This window comes from Aromatoleum petrolei, from assembly GCF_017894385.1.
GTDB classification, from domain to species: Bacteria; Pseudomonadota; Gammaproteobacteria; order Burkholderiales; family Rhodocyclaceae; genus Aromatoleum; species Aromatoleum petrolei.
The window spans coordinates 4,033,654-4,050,825 of the sequence record NZ_CP059560.1 but is presented as its reverse complement, the minus strand read 5'-3'; the positions used below and the strand labels follow the sequence as shown (position 1 = coordinate 4,050,825).

Genomic DNA, 17,172 nt, shown 5'->3' with positions numbered 1-17,172 from the left:
CGGCCACGGCGACACCCACCGATCAGGATGCGCCGAACTGCACCGCCTCCCACACCGCGACAGCGTCGCGCGTCGCAGCAACGTCGTGAACGCGGACGATGCGCGCACCGCGTTCGATGGCGACCAGGGCGGCGGCGACGCTTGCAGTGGTCCGCTCGTCAACGCCGCGCCCGGTAATCGCGCCCAGCATCGATTTGCGCGACACGCCTATCAGCAGCGGATATCCCGTCTCGAGGAAGTGATCGAGTGCGCGCATAAGGGCGAGATTATGCTCGAGCGTCTTGCCGAAGCCGAAACCCGGATCGAGCAGGATGCGCGCCTTGGCGACGCCCTGCACCTCGAGGGCATGCACTTGTCTGAGCAGGAAATCGACGACCTCCCCTACGACGTCGTCGTAGCGAGGAGCCGCCTGCATGCTGCGCGGTTCGCCCTGCATGTGCATGACACACAAGGCTGCATCGGAGTCGCGGACCGCCTCAATTGCCCCGGGGGCGCGGAATCCGTTGATGTCGTTGATCAGGCTTCCACCCGCGGCCAGTGAGGCGCGCATGACCGCGGGCTTAACGGTATCGATCGAGACAGGAACGGGCCAACCGGCCAGGCGCTCGACCAGCGGGATGACCCGGTCGAGTTCCTCCTGTTCGGAGACAGAATCTGAACCCGGCCGGGTCGACTCGCCCCCGATGTCCAGAATATGCGCACCGGCCGCGACAGCACTCTCACAGCGTCTCAGGGCGGCATCGAGGTCGTGCCCCAGGCCGTCGCCGCTGAACGAATCCGGCGTCGTGTTGATGATGGCCATGATGCGCGGGCGCTCGAGATCGAGATCGAACCGTCCACACTTGAGAACCGCCATTTCCTTCTCCTGAAAACGAAACGGGCCGACTCTTGTCGGCCCGATTCGGTTCGTTTCAATCGCCGATCGGATCAGGCTACAGGCGCTGCCGCCGTCGGTGCGGCACCGGGTGCATCATCGTCGCGCGAGCGCCGGATCGACTGTGAAGTCGGCTTCGGTGCTCGGGGAGCCTGCCCTTCCATAATGTCGTTGATCTGGTCGGCATCCAGCGTTTCCCACTCGAGGAGCGCCTTGGTCATCGCCTCGATCTTGTCGCTGTTCTCCTCGATCAGGCGGCGTGCGAGTGCGTACTGCTGATCGATGATGCGACGAATCTCCGCATCCACCTTCTGCATCGTGGCTTCCGAGACGTTGCGGTGTGTCGTCACCTGCCGCCCCAGGAAGATTTCGCCTTCTTCCTCGCCATACACCATCGGCCCGAGGTTGTCGGACATGCCCCACTGGGTCACCATCCGCCGCGCCAGATCGGTGGCACGCTGGAAGTCGTTGGAAGCCCCGGTGGTCATCTGCTTCATGAAGATCTCTTCACAGATACGGCCACCGAACAGCACGGCAATCATCTGCAGGAGCCGTTCGCGATCCTGGCTGTAACGATCGGACTCGGGCAACTGCATTGTCACACCCAGTGCGCGGCCGCGCGGAATGATCGTGACCTTGTGCACCGGGTCAGTCTTGTCGAGCAGCTTGGCGACAACCGCATGACCCGACTCGTGGTACGCCGTGTTGCGACGCTCTTCCTCCGGCATGACCATGGAGCGGCGCTCGGAGCCCATCATGATCTTGTCCTTGGCGCGCTCGAAATCCTCCATGTCCACCAGGCGCTTGTTGCCGCGGGCGGCGAACAGGGCCGCCTCATTGACCAGGTTCGCGAGGTCGGCGCCGGAGAAACCGGGGGTACCGCGGGCGAGCACGACTGGTTCGACATCCGGCGCGATCGGAACCTTGCGCATGTGCACCTTGAGGATCTGTTCGCGACCGCGGATATCGGGCAGCGGCACGACGACCTGGCGGTCGAAGCGCCCCGGACGAAGAAGCGCCGGGTCGAGCACGTCGGGGCGGTTGGTGGCGGCGATCACGATCACACCGGTCTGCCCCTCGAAACCGTCCATCTCGACCAACAACTGGTTGAGCGTCTGCTCGCGCTCGTCGTTGCCGCCGCCCATGCCGGCACCACGCTGGCGACCGACCGCATCGATCTCGTCGATGAAGATGATGCACGGGGCGTGCTTCTTGGCCTGCTCGAACATGTCGCGAACGCGCGCCGCACCGACGCCGACGAACATCTCCACGAAGTCCGAACCGGAAATCGAGAAGAACGGCACCTTCGCCTCACCGGCGATGGCCTTCGCGAGCAGCGTCTTGCCGGTACCCGGGGAGCCGACCATCAGCACGCCTTTGGGAATGTGACCACCCAGTTTCTGGAACTTGGACGGATCGCGCAGGAAATCGACGAGTTCGGCCACCTCTTCCTTGGCCTCGTCGCAACCGGCGACGTCGGCGAAACTCAGCGAGTTCGCCGACTCGTCAAGCATGCGCGCCTTGGATTTGCCGAATGAGAAGGCTCCGCCGCGCCCGCCGCCCTGCATCTGACGCATGAAGAACACCCATACGCCGATGAGCAGGAGCATCGGGAACCAGGACACGAAGATGCTCATCAGGAAGGATTGTTCCTCCTCGGGCTTCGTCGCATTGACGGCCACGCCCGCGCGGATCAGATCGGACACCATCCAGATGTCCTGCACGCCGGGGGTGTAGACCGTTATCTGGCGCCCCTCCTGCGTGGTCGCGCGCACGAGCCGACCATCGACCGTCGCCTTCGCGATGCGTCCGGCCTTCGCCTCCTCGAGGAACTGGGAGTATTCCATCGTGTTGGTCGAGACCTGGCGCGAATTGAACTGGTTGAACACCGTCATCAGCACGACGCCGATGACCATCCAGATCGCGAGATTCTTGAAGAGATTATTCAACTTCTTTCCTTATGTGCCCGTAGGGGGGGCAGCGAAACATTGACCCATTCTAGTGGCGAACGTTCCGCTGCGTAAACCAATGGCCACGATCAAGACAGCCAATCGGCACCGTAGGCCCCACTCAGTCCGCCTTGCGCTTCAATCCGAGGAGATAAACCTCTGCACTGCGGTCACGCGAGGCCTTCGGCTTGCGCACCTGGAGCGTTGCGAAATGGCGCTGGATCTCGCTGCGGAACTCCATGAAGCCGGCGCCCTGAAACACCTTGATGAGAAAGTTGCCGCCGGGCTTCAGGTGCCGCGCCGCGAAATCAAGCGCAAGTTCGCCGAGATGGATCGAGCGCGCCTGATCCACGGTGTCGATACCCGACATATTGGGGGCCATGTCGGAAAGTACAAGGTCGACGGGCTCACCCGCGAGTCGGCTTTCGAGGTCGGCCAGCACGATATCTTCCTGAAAGTCGCCCTGGATGAACTCCATGCCCGGCAGGGGCTCGACAGGAAGAAGGTCTAGCGCGAACACGCGCCCGCCCCTGCCTACGCGCTGCAAGGCGACCTGCGTCCACGACCCCGGAGCCGCACCAAGATCGACAACGATCATGCCGGGACGCAGCAGGTGGTCCTTGTCGTCGATCTCCATCAGCTTGTATGCGGCACGCGAACGGTAGCCTTCGCTCTTGGCACGCTGCACGTAAGCGTCGTTCACATGCTCGTGCATCCATGCCTTGCTGGTCTTGGTCCTAGTCATGGGAGTAGAATCCATGCCCCTGAAAGATTTGAGAAAACGATGATCGACCTATCCCCTGCCCGTCGCCGCGAATTGCGGGCCGCGGCCCATCATCTGAACCCCGTCGTCAGCGTCGCCGGCAACGGGCTCACGGCCACCGTCCTGGGCGAGATCGACCGTTCCCTGCAAGCACACGAGCTTATCAAGATCAAGGTTCACGGTATCGAGCGCTCCGACCGCGACGCACTGATGCAGGCGATCTGCACGGAGCTCGACGCCGCGCCCGTCCAGCACATCGGGACGATCCTCGTCGTGTGGCGGGAACGTCGCGAAGAACAAGCCACCACCGCGCCGAGGGTTGCCTCGGCGGGCAACGCGCCGGGAGCGGCGAAAGCAAAGTCCGCCCGTGCTTTCGCCGCGGCTGCGCGGCGCACGGCACTGATCAAGGCCGCCGCCGACAAGAAGCGGCTGGCGGAAAAGCGCACCAGAAAGGTCGTTCGCAAGACGGGGCCGCTCGGCGGCAGGTAATGCAGGATTGCTGCGGGGCAAATGCAGCCCCGCAGCCGGGTCGCAAAACGGGCCGGGGACTGCACCCCCGGCCCGTTTGCATTCAGATGTAGAGCACTTCGATAATCTCGTACTCACGCACGCCGCCCGGCGCCTGAACTTCTGCGATATCGCCGGCGTACTTGCCGATCAGCGCGCGGGCGATCGGCGAACTGATGGAGATCTTATTCTCCTTGACGTCGGCTTCATCGTCCCCAACGATCTGATAGATGACCGTCTGCCCGGACTCCATGTCCTCGAGGTTGACGGTGGCACCGAACACACACCGCCCGTCGGCATCGAGAAGGCGCGGATCGATGATCTGCGCGTTCGCAATCTTTCCCTCGACTTCTTTGATCCGACCCTCGATGAAGCCCTGACGCTCCTTCGCGGCATCGTATTCCGCGTTTTCGGAGAGATCGCCATGCGAGCGCGCTTCCGCGATGGCAGCGATCACGTTCGGACGATCGACGGTCTTGAGGCGGTGCAGTTCGGTGCGGAGTTTCTCCGCACCGTTCACGGTAAGGGGTGTCTTGTTCATGATTGCTTGTTCAGTTCCGCGTGCAGGGACTGCAGGCCATAGACCTCGAGTCCTTCGAGATGGCGCATGCCCATGCAGGCGGCACGCGCACCCTCGATGGTCGTGAACACCGTGAGCTTGGCTGCCAGCGCGCTCGTGCGAATGGAGCGCGAGTCGACGATCGCCTGGCGCTTTTCCTCGACGGTGTTGATGACCATGCTGATTTCGTTGTTCTTGATCATGTCCACGACGTGCGGACGACCTTCGGTAACCTTGTTGACGACATTCACGGGAATGCCCGCCGCCTCGATCGCCGAAGCCGTTCCACGCGTGGCGACGACACGGAAATCGAGTTCGTGCAGTTCACGGGCGACTTCGACCGCGGCGCCGCGATCGGTCGGCTTGACGCTGATGAAGGCCGTGCCCGACTGCGGCAGGCGAACGCCTGCGGCAAGCTGGGACTTCACGAATGCTTCCGCGAAACTGCGACCGACGCCCATGACCTCGCCAGTGGACTTCATCTCGGGCCCGAGGATGGTGTCGACGCCCGGGAACTTGACGAACGGGAACACCGCCTCCTTCACGGAGTAGTATGGCGGAACGATTTCACCCGTGACGCCCTGGCTGGCCAGACTCTGGCCCGCCATGCAGCGCGCGGCGATCTTCGCGAGCTGCAGCCCGCAGGCCTTGGAGACGAAGGGCACTGTGCGCGACGCACGCGGGTTCACTTCGAGGACGTAGACGGTCGCATCGTCGCCTTCGCCCTGAATGGCGAACTGCACGTTCATGAGACCACAGACGTTGAGCGCACGCGCCATCGCTTCGGTCTGGCGGCGGAGCTCATCCTGCAGCCGGGCGGACAGCGTGTACGGGGGGAGCGAGCACGCCGAGTCGCCGGAGTGAACGCCGGCCTGCTCGATGTGCTCCATGATGCCGCCAATGATGACCTGCTGTCCGTCCGACAGCGCATCGACGTCGACCTCGGTGGCATCGTTGAGGAAGCGATCGAGCAGCACCGGCGACTCGTTCGACACCTTCACGGCCTCGCGCATGTAGCGCTCGAGGTCCTTCTGCTCATGGACGATTTCCATTGCGCGACCGCCGAGCACATAGCTTGGGCGGACGACGAGCGGATAGCCGATCTCCGCGGCCAGCCGCACGGCTGCCTCGGGCGTGCGGGCGGTCCGGTTTGGCGGCTGCTTGAGGCCGAGGTCGTTGAGCAGCTTCTGGAAGCGCTCGCGGTCTTCGGCCGCGTCGATCATGTCCGGGCTCGTGCCAATGATGGGCACGCCGTTCTCTTCCAGCGCCCGAGCACGCTTGAGCGGGGTCTGGCCGCCGAACTGGACGATGACGCCAACGGGCTTCTCGATATGCACGATCTCAAGGATGTCCTCGAGCGTGATCGGCTCGAAATACAGGCGATCGGACGTATCGTAGTCGGTCGACACGGTCTCCGGGTTGCAGTTGACCATGATGGTCTCGTAGCCGTCTTCGCGCAGGGCGAGCGCAGCGTGGACGCAGCAATAGTCGAACTCGATACCCTGGCCGATGCGATTCGGGCCGCCGCCGAGCACCATGATCTTCTTCTTGTCGGTCGGGCGTGCCTCGCACTCTTCCTCGTAGGACGAGTACATGTAGGCGGTGGAGGTGGCAAACTCGGCCGCGCAAGTGTCGACACGCTTGAACACCGGCCTCACGCCGCTGGCATGGCGGTGCAGGCGGACGGCCGTTTCATCGACGCCGAGCAGTTTGGCGATGCGCCGATCGGAGAAGCCCTTGCGCTTGAGTTCGCGCAGCTCGGGGGCCTGGATCGCCTTCAGCGAGCGGCCGGTGATGGCCTTCTCGGTGAGGACGATGTCCTCGATCTGGGCGAGGAACCAGGGATCGATCTTGGTCAGGTTGAACACCTGCTCCTGGGTGTAGCCCTCGCGGAAGGCCTGACCCACGTACCAGATGCGCTGGGCGCCGGGGTTGGCGAGTTCGTGCTCGAGGTCGGCACGGTCGGTCTCGACTTCATCGAGGCCGTAGACCCCCACTTCCAACCCGCGCAGAGCCTTCTGGAACGATTCCTGGAAGGTGCGACCCATCGCCATGACCTCGCCTACCGACTTCATCTGGGTGGTGAGGCGATCGTTCGCCTGCGGGAACTTCTCGAAGGCGAAACGCGGGATCTTGGTAACGACGTAGTCGATCGAGGGCTCGAACGAGGCCGGCGTGGCGCCGCCGGTGATGTCGTTCTTGAGCTCGTCGAGCGTGTAGCCGACGGCGAGCTTGGCCGCGACCTTGGCGATCGGGAAACCGGTGGCCTTCGACGCGAGCGCCGACGAACGCGACACGCGCGGGTTCATCTCGATGACGATCATGCGACCGTCCTTCGGATTGATTGCGAACTGCACGTTGGAACCGCCGGTATCGACGCCGATCTCGCGCAGCACTGCGATCGAGGCGTTGCGCAGGATCTGGTATTCCTTGTCGGTGAGCGTCTGCGCCGGCGCGACGGTGATGGAGTCGCCGGTATGCACGCCCATCGGATCGAGGTTTTCGATCGAGCAGATGATGATGCAGTTGTCCGCGCGGTCGCGGACGACTTCCATCTCGTACTCTTTCCAGCCGAGGAGCGACTCCTCGATCAGCAACTCGTTGGTCGGGCTCGCCTCGAGGCCGCGCTTGCAGATCTCCTGGAACTCTTCCATGTTGTAGGCGATGCCGCCGCCCGTGCCGCCCAGCGTGAAGCTCGGACGGATGATCGCAGGGAAGCCGATACCGCCCTGCACCTGCAGCGCCTCTTCCATGCTATGGGCGATGCCGGAGCGAGCCGAACCGAGACCGATCTTGGTCATCGCGTCCTTGAACTTCAGGCGATCTTCGGCCTTGTCGATCGCCTCACGCGAGGCACCGATCAGCTCGACGTCATATTTATCCAGCACGCCATGCTTGGCGAGATCGAGCGCGCAGTTGAGCGCAGTCTGTCCCCCCATGGTGGGAAGCAATGCGTCGGGGCGCTCCTTTTCGATGATGCGCTCGACGACCTGCCAAGTGATCGGTTCGATGTAGGTGACATCGGCCGTACCCGGATCGGTCATGATCGTTGCCGGGTTCGAGTTTACGAGGATGACCTTGTAGCCTTCCTCGCGCAGCGCCTTGCAGGCCTGGGCGCCGGAATAGTCGAATTCGCACGCCTGGCCGATGATGATCGGGCCGGCGCCGATGATGAGAATGCTTTGGATGTCTGTGCGCTTAGGCATTGCCTAACCTCGGTCTTGCGTTGAAGAGCGGCAGCGCTGGCTGCCGCTTGCGAATCATTTGCGCGCTTCGAGCAGCTTGATGAAGCGGTCGAACAGGTAGGCGACGTCGTGCGGACCCGGGCTCGCCTCGGGGTGCCCCTGGAAGCAGAAGGCGGGCACGTCGGTGCGCTCCATGCCCTGCAGACTGCCGTCGAACAGGGAAACATGGGTCGGACGCAGGTTCGCCGGCAGAGTGTCGGCATCGACCGCGAAGCCGTGATTCTGGCTGGTGATGAGCACCTGTCCGGTGTCGAGATCCTTGACCGGGTGGTTCGCACCGTGATGGCCGAACTTCATCTTCACGGTCTTCGCCCCCGACGCAAGCGCCATCAGTTGAAGGCCGAGGCAGATGCCGAAGGTCGGGATGCCACGAGCGAGGAACTCGCGAATCGCGGCGATCGCGTAGTCGCAGGGCTCGGGGTCGCCGGGACCGTTCGACAGGAAGATCCCGTCCGGATTGAGCGCGAGCACGTCCGCTGCGGAAGTCTGCGCGGGCACGACGGTGAGCCTGCAGCCGCGGCTCGCCAGCATGCGCAGGATGTTGCGCTTGACGCCGAAATCATAGGCGACGACGTGGAAGCGGGCCTTCGGGTCGTTCTGATAACCCGAGCCGAGCACCCATTCGCCTTCACTCCATTCGAAGGCACGATCTGCACTCACGACCTTTGCGAGATCCATGCCGGCAAGCCCCGGGAAGGCGCGCGCCTGGGCGATCGCGGCTTCCGCATTGAGCGGCGCTCCGTCGGCCGCGGTGACGATGCAGCCAGCCTGGGCCCCCTTCTCGCGCAGCACGCGCGTCAGCTTGCGGGTATCGACGCCGGCGATGGCGACCACGTTCTCGGCCTTGAGATAGGCATCGAGGGTCTGACCCATGCGAAAGTTGGACGGAAGAATGGGAAGATCGCGGATGACGAGGCCGGCCGCATGCACACGCCCGGACTCCACGTCCTCGCGGTTCACGCCGGTATTCCCGATGTGCGGATAAGTCAGCGTTACGATCTGGCGGCAGTAGCTCGGGTCGGTGAGGATTTCCTGATAACCGGACATCGAGGTGTTGAACATCACCTCACCAACCGTGCTGCCGGCCGCACCGATTCCCTTGCCGAAAAATACCGTCCCATCGGCGAGTGCTAGTAGGGCGGGCGGGGAAGCAGTCACGACAAACTCCTGAGTTCAGCCGAAAAGACAGGGACAGGCGCAGCCGGCCTGCCCGAACGTGAAAAAAACGGGACGAGCCGCTGGTCGGCCAATCCCGCTTGTCTAAACCGCTGAATTGTATCGTTTGGCGCCGCCCGAGGCAACGACGGCGAAGAACCGCCGCAACGGCTCAGCGCAGGCCGAGAACGTCCTGCATGTCGAACATACCGCTCTTGCGCCCCGCCAGGAAACGCGCCGCACGAACCGAACCCAGCGCGTAGGGCATGCGACTGCCGGACTTGTGCGTAATCTCGATGCGCTCGCCAATGCCTGCGAACAGGACAGTATGGTCGCCCACCACGTCTCCCCCACGGATCGTCGAAAACCCGATCGTCTCCGGCCTGCGCTCGCCCGTGACACCTTCGCGCCCGTAGATCGCACAGTCTTCGAGATTCCGCCCGAGCTCGCGCGCAACCACCTCGCCCATGCGCAGCGCGGTGCCGGAAGGCGCATCGACCTTGAAGCGGTGATGCGCCTCAATGACTTCCACGTCGTAACCTTCGTTGAGGATACGCGCAGCGACCTCAAGGAGCTTGAACACGGCATTCACGCCGACAGCCATGTTCGGCGCAAACACGACGGGAACATCCTTCGCTGCAGCGGCGATGACCTCCTTCTCTGCCGCGGAAAAACCTGTCGTGCCGATCACCATCGCCTTGCCAAGCTCGCGTGCGATGCCGAGATGGGCAAGGGTTCCCTCTGGGCGAGTGAAATCGATTACGCAATCGGCCGCTGCGATCGCCGCGCGCACGTCGTCGGTGATGATGACACCGCAGGCGCTGCCCACCAGTTCGCCCGCATCCCGACCGACAAAAGGAGCTCCGGCCCGGTCGAACGCCGCAGCAAGGACAACCTCGCAGTCGTTCAGCACGGCCTCGATCAGCATCCGCCCCATACGGCCGGATGCGCCTGCAACTGCAATACGCAAGGGATTCATTCGGTCAGATCCTGTGGACGATGCGAATAACGACGTCACTGCTTGCTTTCGGGCGGAATTTCGATCACACGCGACCGCTCGGTCTGCGCCGCAGCCGCTGCGCCGGACGCATCGCCCGACTGCACGTCGCCGGAAACCCGGTCAAGCTTGTCCCCGTCGAAGAAGACACTGAGGACGCGCTGCTGAGGCTCACCGCGACCGGGGCGGAAGATATAGACGTAATCCCAGCGATCGGCGTGAAAGACGTCGGTCACGAGCGGAGTGCCGAGAGCGAAACGCACCTGCTCTCGCGTCATACCCTTTTTGAGGCGCGCGACCATCTCCTGATCGACGTAATTGCCCTGCCGCACGTCGACGCGATGGGGATTCAAGCGATCTGTGAGCGAGGTAAAGGAACAACCGGCCACTAGGGCCGCGACGGCGACGACCGTCGGAAGAGTCAATACGCGCATGAGTGGAAATCTTGGTCGTTGGCGCCGAACGGCGTATTTTTTTCAGACAAAGGCGAAAAAATATATCATACGTAGCCAGCAGCCACGCGGCCGCGCGAACTGCAAGCCAACAGAGCGACCATGTCAGAAAACTCGCAAAACCTAAAAAATATAGGTCTCAAGGCCACCTACCCACGCCTGAAGATCCTTGATCTGTTCCAGACGTCGGACCTGAGGCACCTCACCGCCGAGGACGTGTATCGTCTGCTTATGGCGGAGGGGATGGACATCGGACTTGCCACCGTCTACCGCGTCCTGACGCAGTTCGAACAGGCGGGTCTGCTGGAACGGCACTATTTCGAATCGGGCAAGGCCGTCTTCGAGTTGAAGGAGAGCGGCCATCACGACCACCTCGTCTGCGTGCAGTGCGGCAAGGTGGAGGAATTTTTCGACGCGGAGATCGAGCGCCGGCAGAATCAGATCGCACAGGAGCGGGGTTTCGCAGTCCGCGAACATTCGCTGTACCTGTACGCCGATTGCCTCAGGAAGGACTGCCCGAATCGCAAGCTGTAAGGGCGCGGACGTCCCGAAGCACCCTCGACGACTAGAGCGCCGCGCTCAGCCCAAGCATTTCCGCGGCATGGCGGCGAGTGGTGTCGGTGATATTGACTCCCCCGAGCATTCGCGCAATCTCCTCGATCCGACCTTCGGCTTCGAGCGGCGTTACGGCACTCACGACCTCGTTTCCGCGGTTCGACTTGGCAATGTTCCATTGCCAGTCGGCGCATGCGGCGACCTGGGGAAGATGGGTGACGCACAGCACCTGTCGCTCCAGGCCCAGCCGGTGCAGGAGCTTCCCGACGATTTCGGCCACACCGCCGCCGATGCCGACATCGACTTCATCGAAGATGAGCGTCGGCGTCGCGGAATCGCGGCTCGTCATGACCTGGATCGCAAGACCAATGCGTGACAGCTCGCCCCCCGAGGCGACCTTTGCCAGGGAGCGCAAGGGCTGACTCGGGTTCGCAGCCACGCGGAACTCGACAGTCTCGACGCCATGCGCGGACGGCGCACATGGTTCCAGCGCCACGGCAAACTGACCGCCCGCCATCGCTAGCGCCTGCATCGCTTCACTTACCTCGCGCGAAAGGCGCTCGGCCGCCGGGCGACGCGCAAGCGAAAGGCGTGTGGCCGCCTGTTCGTACGCCGCTCTTGCCTGCGCTTCCTGCTCGGCAAGATGGACGGGGTCCGCCTGCGCGACCAGTTCGTCGAGCGTCCGTGTCCACTGGTCGAGCAAGTCGGGCAGGCCATCAGGCTCGACCCGATACTTGCGCGCAAGATCGGTCACGGCCTCGATGCGGCGCTCAATCTCGGCGAGCCGCTGCGGATCCAGGTCCAGGCGGTCGCGATAGCGACGCAGCGCATGCAGGGCCTCGTCTGCCTGGATCGCTGCACCGGAGAGCAGTTCGCGCACGTCCCCAAGCCCCGGATCGATGTCGGCCATCGCGTCGACACGCACGCAGATGTGTCGCAACAGGGAGGTGACGGCGACCTCGCCTTCGCCAAGCGTGGCAAGGGCCTCGTCCGCCCCCTCCATGAGACCCGCCGCATGAGCCAGGCGCGCGTGCTCCTGATTGATCTCGGACCACTCACCGGCATCGAACGCGAGGTTGCGCAGTTCATCGATCTGCCATGCGAGCAGGTCACGTTCGCGCTCGGAAGCCACCGAATCCTGCTCGGCCGCCCGGCGCAATTCGCTCAGCCGCTGCCAGTCGCGAAAGCGATCGGCAACCTCGCTGGCGAGGTGCGCGGCAGCGGCATGCGCATCGACCAACGCACGCTGTGCATCGCCTCTGAGCAGCGCATGATGCGCATGCTGCCCGTGGATGTCGGCGAGCCGGTCCCCCGCCTCGCGCAACTGTGCCTGCGTGACCGGCACGCCGTTGATCCAGGCTCGCGACCGCCCCCCCGCCTCCACAACGCGCCGCAGGATCGCCGTGCCCTCGTCGGCGGGCAGGTCCAGCTCGGCCAACCATTCCGAGAGGCTGCCGTCCGCGGGAAGATCGAATTCGGCGGCGATATCGGCCTTGTCGCGGCCGACACGCACCGCGCCCGCGTCGGCACGACCGCCCAAGGCAAGCCCAAGCGCATCGAGCAAAATGGACTTGCCCGCCCCGGTCTCGCCCGTAAGCGCTCCGAAACCCGCCAGAAAATCGAGTTCGAGGCGATCGACAATCACGAAATCACGGATGGTCAGGCGGCGGAGCATAGGCGTCGCTGAAAAAGGCTTAAGGAAGAAATGCGGTCAGGGCAGTCGCGGCGTTGCGCTCCAGTGGAGCTTTCCGCGCAGCATGGCGAAGTAACTGTAGCCTTCGGGGTGCAGAAAACGCACCACCTTGGGCGAACGCGTAATCCTGACGACGTCGCCGGCATGCGCATCGAAACGCGTCTGGCCGTCGAAATGGATACGGGCGTCGTGCGGCGAGAGCAACTCGATCGCGATCCGGCAGCTGTCCGGCAGGGTGATCGGCCGGGCGGTCAGGGCGTGCGGACACAGCGGCACGAGGGCGATGCCGCCGACCGTCGGATGCAGGATTGGGCCGTTGGCCGACAAGGCGTAGGCGGTGGATCCGGTCGGCGTGGTGATGATCATGCCGTCGGAACGCTGCGTATACACGTACTCGCCATCGATCGACAGATCGAACTCGATCATTCGGCCGAGATCGCCCTTGTTCACGACGACATCATTGAACGCGAGCGTGTGGAAAACCCGCTGACCGCCACGAACGACTTCGGCGTCGAGCATGGTCCGCGTCTCTTCCACATAGCGTCCGTCGAGGATCTCGGCGAGCTTGTTCAAGGCTTCCTTGCGCGGAATATCCGTCAGAAAGCCCAGCCTGCCCTGGTTGATGCCGACGAGGGGCACCGCATGTTCGGACAGGCGGCGAGCGGTATTCAGCATCGTGCCGTCGCCGCCGAGGACCACCGCAAGATCGGCCTGTGCGCCAATCTCGTCGTAGGTCACGGTGGCGAATTCGCCGACGAGCCCGATGGAACTTGCGGTACCCTGCTCGATCCATACAGCCACCCCCCTTTCACGCAGGAAACTGGCTATCGAGAGGACCGCGCCAGCGACATCCGGGCTCTGGTATTTGCCGATCAGGGCAATGGTATTGAAGCTCTGGCTCATGCCGCCGATTAAACCACAATCACCGAGAACCTTGGCAGAGGCGCCGGCACTTCCATAGAATCGGGGAAATTACCTCTTACCGTCATGAAATCGCTCGACCCGCGCTCCCAGATCCTGCTCAAGACCCTCATCGAACGCTACATCGTCGAAGGGCAGCCGGTGGGCTCGCGCGCCTTGTCGCGATACTCAGGTCTCGAGCTGTCGCCCGCCACGGTACGCAACGTGATGAGCGACCTCGAAGAGATGGGCTTCATCGCAAGCCCGCACACCTCGGCCGGCCGTATTCCGACGGCACTCGGGTACCGCTTCTTCGTCGACTCGCTGCTGACGGTGCAGCCCCTGGAGCAGGCGCAACTGCGCGAACTGAAAGGACAGTTGCAGCCCGACCAGCCTCAACGCCTGATCAGTTCTGCATCGCACCTGCTATCAGAACTGACCCAATTCGCCGGGGTCGTCATTTCGCCGCGTCGCGACCTGATCAAGATCCGCCAGATCGAGTTCATCAGCCTGTCGGAGAACCGCATCCTTCTCATCATCGTCACGACGGCAGGTGACGTGCAGAACCGCATCATCCATACCCGACGCTCGTACTCGCCGTCGGAACTGGTGGAAGCGGCCAACTATCTCACCGAACATTGCGCGGGACTGGGATTCGACGACATTCGCACCCGCATCCAGGCTGAGCTGAAGCAGCTGCGCAGCGACATGAGCGAGCTGATGAACGCGGCGGTCGAAACCGGCAGCGCCGCAGTCCAAGACGACAGCTCCCGATACGTGCTGTCGGGAGAAACCAATCTGCTCGACATCGAGGACCTGTCGTCGAACATGGCACGGCTGCGAGAGCTGTTCAAGCTGTTCGAGCAGAAGACGGGGCTCATCCAGCTCCTCGATCTGTCCAATCGCGCGCAAGGGGTTCAGATCTTCATCGGCGACGAATCGGGGCTGTCGCAGCTCGACGGCTGCAGCGTCGTAACGGCCGGCTACGAGGTCAATGGCCGCATTGTCGGGTCCGTCGGCGTGATCGGACCGACGCGCATGGCTTATGATCGCGTGATACCCATCGTCGACATCACGGCCCGCCTGCTCTCGAACGCGCTGTCGAACGCGAACTGAGCCGCGCGCAACAATCACACAAGGATCAGCATGGCCCGTTACTGGCCCGAACCCGCCTGGACGCATGGCACACCTGCACGCACCGGCGTCTTGCTCGTCAATCTGGGCTCACCCGCGGCCCCTACGACCGCAGCCGTTCGCCCATACCTGAAGCAATTCCTGTCCGACCCGCGAGTGGTCGAGATACCGGCGCCGGTATGGTGGCCGATCCTCAACGGCATCATCCTGAACACGCGCCCGCGGAAGTCGGCCGCGAAGTACGCGACGATCTGGATGGACGAAGGCTCACCGCTGACGGTGCATACGGAACGTCAGACGAAGCTGCTTGCGGGCTACCTCGGCCACTCGGGCATCACCGGGCTGCAGGTCGAGTGGGCAATGCGCTACGGTTCGCCATCCGTGCCCGAGATGCTCAACCGCATGAAGGCAGACGGCTGCGATCGCATCCTGATCGTGCCGATGTATCCCCAATATGCCGCAAGCACGACTGCGAGCGTGCTCGACGAAGTCGCGGATTGCCTTGCACACTGGCGCAACCAGCCCGAGATCCGCTACGTGCGCAATTTTCACGACCACCCTGGCTATATCGCGGCACTCGCCCAGAGCGTGCGCGACCACTGGATGAAGAACGGTGAAAGCGACAAGCTGGTGATGAGCTTCCATGGCATCCCGCGGCGATCGCTCGATCTCGGCGACCCCTATCATTGCGAATGCCATGTGACGGCGCGCCTTCTCGCGCGAGAGCTCGGGCTGGCGGATAGCCGCTGGCAGCTGACCTTCCAGTCGCGCTTCGGCAAGGCAGAATGGCTGAAGCCCTATACCCAGCCAACGCTCGAATCCCTAGCGCGCCAAGGCACGGCGCGGGTGGACGTGATGTGCCCGGGTTTTCCGGCAGACTGCCTGGAAACCCTGGAGGAAATCGCGATGGAATGCCGCCATGCGTTCCTTTCCTGCGGCGGGCAGGAATTCCATTACATACACTGCCTGAACGAACGTGACGACTGGATCACTGCGCTGCGGGACATCGTGCAGGACAACCTCGGCAACTGGCTGACCCGTCCTTCAGTCGAGCCGCAGGAACTCGCCGCCAGCGCTCAACGCGCACGCGTTGCCGGCGCCACGTGCTGACGACAAGTCCGCCACTCAAACTCGCCGCGCGTGCTCAGCTGAATGCCCCGGCCTGATGCTCATGCCAGCGGCCAGTGGCGACTTGAAGGTCGAGGGCCTTGCAGCCACGCAGGAGTCCGCGCGCGAACGTCTCCCGTCTTTTGCTTCCGAACTCAAGTTTTACCGAATTCTGCCGTAAAAACCTGCGGTTAAGTGGGTCGCAGGGGACCGTCATGAAGATTGCATCGGCAGACGTGCAGTTGCGGGCAGCGCATCTCTCCTTCAGTCGCCGCGAGGTTTCGGAGCGGCTCGAGATGTGGATCGGCGAGCGGCCCGCCGGCGCAGGGCGGAATAATGGCCTCGGCTCCGCAGCACGCACCCGTGCGCGACCGGAAGTAGAGATTTCCCGGGATGCCCGAGCGGCCCAGGAGGCCGAAGCTGCGGATAACGATTCCGCCGACGACGGCCTCGACCCGCGGTTCCGCTTCCTCAAGCACCTGGTCGAGGCACTGACGGGGCGGGCCATCCGCACACTGCAGCCGGAAGATTTCCGCGCCGACGAGGCTATGCCGTCACTCGTCGAGCCGCCGCCGGCGGCAGGCCGCCGAGGTGATACTCCAGGGCGAGCGGGATTCGGGATCGAGTATGACTTTCGCTCCGTGTCCGAGGAATACGAATTCACACGTTTCGAGGCTAAGGGAGTCGTAAGGACCGCCGACGGCCACGAAATTGACTTCGCCCTTCAACTCGAGATGGAACGTGCTTACACGGAAACTTCTAGCATTCAAGTCCGTCTTGGCGACGCACGCGTGAAGGATCCCCTGGTGCTGGATTTTGCCGGCACGTCGGCCCAGCTGTCGGACGTGCGCTTCTCCTTCGACCTGGACGCCGACGGACAGGCCGAGAACGTACCGATGCTTAGCGGCGGGCGTGGCTACCTTGCCATCGACCGCAATCGGAACGGGCGCATCGATGACGGCCGCGAGCTCTTCGGCCCGACCACCGGGGACGGATTCACGGAACTGGCAGGCCTCGACACCGACGGCAGCGGCTGGATTGATGAAGGCGACGCAAATTTCGGCGATCTGCGCGTCTGGATGCCGGCCGTCGATGGCGCTGGCAGCGTCGTGACGGCAACCGAAGCGGGGGTCGGTGCACTCTACCTCGGGCGCGTCGCCACTCCGTTCGCGCTGCGTGGCGCGGCAAACGACACGCTTGGCGAGATGCGCTCGACCGGCCTCTACGTACGTGAGGACGGCACCACCGGCACAGTGAGCCAGATCGACCTCAGCGTGTAGGG

General features: G+C 63.5%; 15 protein-coding genes. 5 read left to right on the top strand and 10 right to left on the bottom strand.

Translation table 11 applies throughout. The features are described 5' to 3' along the window. Positions 1-22 precede the first annotated feature (22 nt). The 3 genes from folP to ToN1_RS18475 all read right to left on the bottom strand — a co-directional run bounded on the left by folP (position 23) and on the right by ToN1_RS18475 (position 3,568). Positions 23-856 carry a dihydropteroate synthase gene (folP, locus tag ToN1_RS18485; RefSeq protein ID WP_169206088.1) on the bottom strand — a complete coding sequence of 278 codons (834 nt, stop codon included), beginning with the start codon at positions 854-856 and terminating at the stop codon, positions 23-25. A gap of 71 nt (positions 857-927) precedes the next feature. Beyond that, the gene (ftsH, locus tag ToN1_RS18480) at positions 928-2,823 is read right to left on the bottom strand and encodes an ATP-dependent zinc metalloprotease FtsH (protein WP_169206089.1); all 1,896 of its coding nucleotides are present in this window, start codon (positions 2,821-2,823) and stop codon (positions 928-930) included. A gap of 121 nt (positions 2,824-2,944) precedes the next feature. Beyond that, the gene (locus tag ToN1_RS18475; protein ID WP_169206090.1) at positions 2,945-3,568 is read right to left on the bottom strand and encodes an RlmE family RNA methyltransferase; all 624 of its coding nucleotides are present in this window, start codon (positions 3,566-3,568) and stop codon (positions 2,945-2,947) included. Between the two features lie 39 nt (positions 3,569-3,607). Here ToN1_RS18475 and ToN1_RS18470 point away from each other — a divergent pair, with 39 nt between their 5' ends. Then, positions 3,608-4,075, top strand: coding sequence for a YhbY family RNA-binding protein (locus tag ToN1_RS18470; protein ID WP_169206091.1), 468 nt, complete (start codon positions 3,608-3,610; stop codon positions 4,073-4,075). An 82-nt stretch (positions 4,076-4,157) separates the two neighbouring features. Here the strand turns inward: ToN1_RS18470 and greA are convergent, their stop codons facing one another. From greA to ToN1_RS18445, 5 genes are all read right to left on the bottom strand, one after another. Continuing rightward, positions 4,158-4,634 carry a transcription elongation factor GreA gene (greA, locus tag ToN1_RS18465; RefSeq protein WP_169206092.1) on the bottom strand — a complete coding sequence of 159 codons (477 nt, stop codon included), beginning with the start codon at positions 4,632-4,634 and terminating at the stop codon, positions 4,158-4,160. Next, a complete protein-coding gene (gene carB, locus ToN1_RS18460; RefSeq protein ID WP_169206093.1) occupies positions 4,631-7,858 on the bottom strand; it encodes a carbamoyl-phosphate synthase large subunit in 3,228 nt (1,075 codons plus the stop codon). Before carB ends, greA begins: the two co-directional genes overlap by 4 nt. A gap of 54 nt (positions 7,859-7,912) precedes the next feature. Continuing rightward, on the bottom strand, positions 7,913-9,055 hold the full coding sequence (gene carA / locus ToN1_RS18455) for a glutamine-hydrolyzing carbamoyl-phosphate synthase small subunit (RefSeq protein ID WP_169206094.1): 1,143 nt from the start codon (positions 9,053-9,055) through the stop codon (positions 7,913-7,915). Positions 9,056-9,224: 169 nt separating this feature from the next. Beyond that, positions 9,225-10,031, bottom strand: coding sequence for a 4-hydroxy-tetrahydrodipicolinate reductase (gene dapB, locus ToN1_RS18450; RefSeq protein ID WP_169206095.1), 807 nt, complete (start codon positions 10,029-10,031; stop codon positions 9,225-9,227). 35 nt (positions 10,032-10,066) lie between these two features. Further along, a complete protein-coding gene (locus tag ToN1_RS18445) occupies positions 10,067-10,483 on the bottom strand; it encodes an outer membrane protein assembly factor BamE (protein WP_169206096.1) in 417 nt (138 codons plus the stop codon). Positions 10,484-10,603: 120 nt separating this feature from the next. Between ToN1_RS18445 and fur the strand changes: the two genes are divergently transcribed. After that, positions 10,604-11,035, top strand: coding sequence for a ferric iron uptake transcriptional regulator (gene fur, locus ToN1_RS18440; RefSeq protein WP_169206097.1), 432 nt, complete (start codon positions 10,604-10,606; stop codon positions 11,033-11,035). Between the two features lie 31 nt (positions 11,036-11,066). Here the strand turns inward: fur and recN are convergent, their stop codons facing one another. Then, positions 11,067-12,731 (bottom strand): DNA repair protein RecN, encoded by a 1,665-nt coding sequence (gene recN / locus ToN1_RS18435; protein WP_169206098.1) that lies wholly within the window; start codon positions 12,729-12,731, stop codon positions 11,067-11,069. Between the two features lie 36 nt (positions 12,732-12,767). Continuing rightward, positions 12,768-13,652, bottom strand: coding sequence for an NAD kinase (locus ToN1_RS18430; RefSeq protein WP_169206099.1), 885 nt, complete (start codon positions 13,650-13,652; stop codon positions 12,768-12,770). 84 nt (positions 13,653-13,736) lie between these two features. Between ToN1_RS18430 and hrcA the strand changes: the two genes are divergently transcribed. The 3 genes from hrcA (at position 13,737) to ToN1_RS18415 (ending at position 17,170) form a co-directional block, all read left to right on the top strand. Further along, complete coding sequence (hrcA, locus tag ToN1_RS18425) at positions 13,737-14,765, top strand: heat-inducible transcriptional repressor HrcA (protein WP_169206100.1); 1,029 nt, start codon at positions 13,737-13,739, stop codon at positions 14,763-14,765. A 30-nt stretch (positions 14,766-14,795) separates the two neighbouring features. Beyond that, positions 14,796-15,893, top strand: a complete 1,098-nt coding sequence (gene hemH / locus ToN1_RS18420; protein WP_169206101.1) for a ferrochelatase — start codon at positions 14,796-14,798, stop codon at positions 15,891-15,893. Positions 15,894-16,186: 293 nt separating this feature from the next. Then, entirely contained in the window at positions 16,187-17,170 is a 984-nt protein-coding gene (locus ToN1_RS18415) for a hypothetical protein (protein ID WP_342344157.1), read from the top strand. The last annotated feature ends 2 nt before the right edge of the window (positions 17,171-17,172 follow it).

Excerpts from the sequence above, each read along its gene's own strand:
- greA (WP_169206092.1), bottom strand. The coding sequence starts at position 4,634 with ATGAACAAGACACCCCTTACCGTGAACGGTGCGGAGAAACTCCGCACC.
- hrcA (WP_169206100.1), top strand. The coding sequence starts at position 13,737 with ATGAAATCGCTCGACCCGCGCTCCCAGATCCTGCTCAAGACCCTCATC.
- fur (WP_169206097.1), top strand. The coding sequence starts at position 10,604 with ATGTCAGAAAACTCGCAAAACCTAAAAAATATAGGTCTCAAGGCCACC.
- dapB (WP_169206095.1), bottom strand. The coding sequence starts at position 10,031 with ATGAATCCCTTGCGTATTGCAGTTGCAGGCGCATCCGGCCGTATGGGG.
- folP (WP_169206088.1), bottom strand. The coding sequence starts at position 856 with ATGGCGGTTCTCAAGTGTGGACGGTTCGATCTCGATCTCGAGCGCCCG.
- ToN1_RS18445 (WP_169206096.1), bottom strand. The coding sequence starts at position 10,483 with ATGCGCGTATTGACTCTTCCGACGGTCGTCGCCGTCGCGGCCCTAGTG.
- recN (WP_169206098.1), bottom strand. The coding sequence starts at position 12,731 with ATGCTCCGCCGCCTGACCATCCGTGATTTCGTGATTGTCGATCGCCTC.
- ToN1_RS18430 (WP_169206099.1), bottom strand. The coding sequence starts at position 13,652 with ATGAGCCAGAGCTTCAATACCATTGCCCTGATCGGCAAATACCAGAGC.
- ToN1_RS18470 (WP_169206091.1), top strand. The coding sequence starts at position 3,608 with ATGATCGACCTATCCCCTGCCCGTCGCCGCGAATTGCGGGCCGCGGCC.
- ToN1_RS18475 (WP_169206090.1), bottom strand. The coding sequence starts at position 3,568 with ATGACTAGGACCAAGACCAGCAAGGCATGGATGCACGAGCATGTGAAC.
- carB (WP_169206093.1), bottom strand. The coding sequence starts at position 7,858 with ATGCCTAAGCGCACAGACATCCAAAGCATTCTCATCATCGGCGCCGGC.
- ToN1_RS18415 (WP_342344157.1), top strand. The coding sequence starts at position 16,187 with ATGTGGATCGGCGAGCGGCCCGCCGGCGCAGGGCGGAATAATGGCCTC.
- hemH (WP_169206101.1), top strand. The coding sequence starts at position 14,796 with ATGGCCCGTTACTGGCCCGAACCCGCCTGGACGCATGGCACACCTGCA.